Origin of the sequence: Isoptericola sp. NPDC060257, assembly GCF_042726645.1 — a bacterium.
Lineage (GTDB): Bacteria > Actinomycetota > Actinomycetes > Actinomycetales > Cellulomonadaceae > Isoptericola > Isoptericola nanjingensis.
Window position 1 is genome coordinate 1 of record NZ_JBHXAW010000397.1, and the last position, 2,812, is coordinate 2,812.

A 2,812-nucleotide genomic window follows, 5' to 3' on the forward strand; every position below is an offset into this window, starting at 1 on the left:
GCGCCTCCCAGAACAACCTGCGCGACGTCGACGTCGACGTCCCGACCGGCGTCCTCACCGTCGTCACGGGCGTCGCGGGCTCCGGCAAGAGCTCCCTCATCCACGGCAACCTCGCCGGTCGCGAGGGCGTCGTCGTCGTCGACCAGGGCGCGATCAAGGGCTCGCGCCGCTCCAACCCGGCCACCTACACCGGGCTGCTGGAGCCGATCCGCAAGGCGTTCGCGAAGGCGAACGGCGTGAAGCCGGCCCTGTTCAGCGCGAACTCCGAGGGCGCGTGCCCCACCTGCAAGGGCAACGGCCGCATCTACACGGAGCTCGGCTTCATGGAGACGGTCGAGACGCCGTGCGAGGACTGCGGCGGCAGGCGGTTCATGGCGTCGGTGCTGGAGTACACGCTCGGGGGCAAGGACATCGCCGAGATCTTCGACCTGTCGGTCGCGCAGGCGCACGCCTTCTTCCGCGAGGGCGAGGCGAAGATCCCGGCGGCGCACAAGATCCTCGCCCACCTGGAGGACGTCGGGCTCGGCTACGTGAAGCTCGGCCAGCCCCTCAACACCCTGTCCGGCGGCGAGCGGCAGCGGCTCAAGCTCGCCATGCACATGGGCGAGAAGGGCGGCACGTACATCCTCGACGAGCCCACCACCGGTCTGCACCTGGCCGACGTGGCGAACCTGCTGGGCCTGCTGGACCGGCTCGTGGACGCCGGCAAGACGGTGATCGTCATCGAGCACCACCAGGCCGTCATGGCGCACGCCGACTGGATCATCGACCTCGGGCCGGGCGCCGGGCACGACGGCGGCACGGTCGTCTTCGAGGGCACGCCCACCGACCTCGTGGCCGCCCGCTCCACCGTGACCGGCGAGCACCTCGCGGACTACGTCGGCGCCTGATGCGGGACGGCGGGAGGGAGCGATGAACCGCTTCGAGGGGCGCGTCGCGTTCGTGACGGGGGCCGCCCACGGCATCGGTGCGGCCGTCGTCCGGCGGCTCTCCGCCGAGGGCGCGGCCGTGGTGCTGGCCGACGTCGACACGGCGGCGGCCGAAGAGACGGTGGCCGCCCTGGCGACCGTCGCGCGCGAGCGCGCGCTCGTCGTGCCCTGCGACCTTACCGACCGGGCGTCGGTCGAGGCGGCGATGGAGTCCGCCGTCGCCCGGCACGGCCGCCTCGACGCGGTGGTCAACGTCGCGGGCGGGGCGCTGCCGCACCCGGACCAGCTCGACGGCGGCACCGACGACGACTGGGCGGCCACCGTGGACCTCAACCTCGCGGGGCCCGCGCGCGTGGTCCGCGCCGCCGCGCCGCACCTGGCCCGGCCGGGCGGCGCCGTCGTGCTGGTCGGGTCGGTCAACGGGCTCGCGGCGTTCGGCGGCGACGCCTACTCCGCCGCGAAGGCCGGACTGGTCGTGCTGGCCAAGAACCTCGCCGTCCGGCTCGGGCGGGACGGCGTGCGCGTCAACGTCGTCGCGCCCGGCACCGTCCGCACCCGCGTCTGGGACGACCAGGGCGGCCCCGACCGCCTCGCCCCGATGTACCCGCTGGGCCGCGTCGGAGAGCCGGAGGACATCGCCGCCGCCGTCGCGTTCCTCGCGTCCGACGACGCCACGTGGATCACCGGGGTGACGCTGCCCGTGGAGGGCGGCGTGCTCGCCGGGCCGCTCGCCGCGTTCGCCCGCCTCGCCGACGGACCTGAGCGGTCCGGGATATCGTGACGACACGGCCCGACGAGCACGGAGGGGGACGGCATGGGTGAGGCCCTGCTCGTGCTGGCGCGCGACGTGTCGTCGTCGCTCGCCGTCCTGCTCGGCACGCCGACACTGACGACCCTGCTCCTCCTGGTCGGCGCCGCCGGTCTCGCTGCGATGGCACTGAGCTTCGTGGCGCGCGCGACGGCGGTCGGACCGCGCCTGCTGCCCGCGACCGAACGGGTCCTGCGACGCGACGACGAGCTCCCGCCCCTCGTCGCCCAGAGCGATCCCCACGCGCCCGGCCGCCCGCGGCCGCGAGCTCCCGGCGTCCTCGCCGGCTGAGCACCCCTCGGGCCATGCCCTGACCGTCCGCGCCCCGGACGGCACGACGTCGCGCGCTGCGCGGCGGACCCCGCGCGCCCGCGGGGTGCTCGGCGAACGCGCACCCGACCGTTCGACCGAGGACACCCCATGGATCTCTTCGCCCTGCCCCCTGTCGCCGCCGTGCTCGGCGGCGCGTACCACGCCCTGATGAGCCTGACCGACCTGCTCGAACCTGCCTTCGGTGTCGCCGCCGCGGCGGCCGCCGTCGTCGCCGTGACCCTCGCCGTCCGCGCCGCACTGATCCCCGTCGGCGTCTCGCAGGCGCGGGCCGAGCGCACCCGGGTGCGGCTCGCGCCCCGCATCGCCGAGCTGCAGCGCCGGCACCGCAGGGACCCCGAGGCGCTGCAGCGCGCCACGATGCAGCTCTACGCCGACGAGGGCACCACGCCCCTGGCGGGCTGCCTGCCGATGCTGATGCAGGCCCCGGTGGTCGGGGCCGTCTACGCGGTGTTCGTGCACGCGGAGATCGCCGGCGGCGCCAACGCCCTGCTCGGCCACACGCTGTTCGGCGTGCCGCTCGGCACGAGCCTCGCCGGGGTGCTCTCCGGCGGGGCGCCGGGCGTCGCGGCGGTCGTCGTGCTCAGCGGGCTCGTGCTCGCCGTGGCGCTCGTCGGCGAGCTGTCACGGCGCGCCGCGCTGCCCGGCGGGCCGCTGGCCGTACCCCGCGCGGCCGTCACGACCGCAGGCCCGGCGGGGATGCAGCGCGCGCTGGGCGCGCTGCAGTTCGCCACCGCCGTCGTGG

General features: G+C 75.7%; 4 protein-coding genes. All 4 read left to right on the top strand.

Going from position 1 to position 2,812, the window contains the following annotated elements:
• Positions 1–890 (top strand): ATP-binding cassette domain-containing protein (locus ACFWEK_RS20520; protein ID WP_430555234.1); only part of this gene is annotated, 890 nt, incomplete at its 5' end.
• A gap of 22 nt (positions 891–912) precedes the next feature.
• On the top strand, positions 913–1,710 hold the full coding sequence (locus ACFWEK_RS20525) for an SDR family NAD(P)-dependent oxidoreductase (protein WP_430555235.1): 798 nt from the start codon (positions 913–915) through the stop codon (positions 1,708–1,710).
• 33 nt (positions 1,711–1,743) lie between these two features.
• Entirely contained in the window at positions 1,744–2,028 is a 285-nt protein-coding gene (locus tag ACFWEK_RS20530; protein ID WP_430555236.1) for a DUF6412 domain-containing protein, read from the top strand.
• A gap of 129 nt (positions 2,029–2,157) precedes the next feature.
• Positions 2,158–2,812 (top strand): YidC/Oxa1 family membrane protein insertase (locus tag ACFWEK_RS20535; protein WP_430555237.1); only part of this gene is annotated, 655 nt, incomplete at its 3' end.

Bases quoted from the DNA above. Each gene is read 5' to 3' on its own strand.
- ACFWEK_RS20525 (WP_430555235.1), top strand. From the start codon at position 913: ATGAACCGCTTCGAGGGGCGCGTCGCGTTCGTGACGGGGGCCGCCCAC.
- ACFWEK_RS20530 (WP_430555236.1), top strand. From the start codon at position 1,744: ATGGGTGAGGCCCTGCTCGTGCTGGCGCGCGACGTGTCGTCGTCGCTC.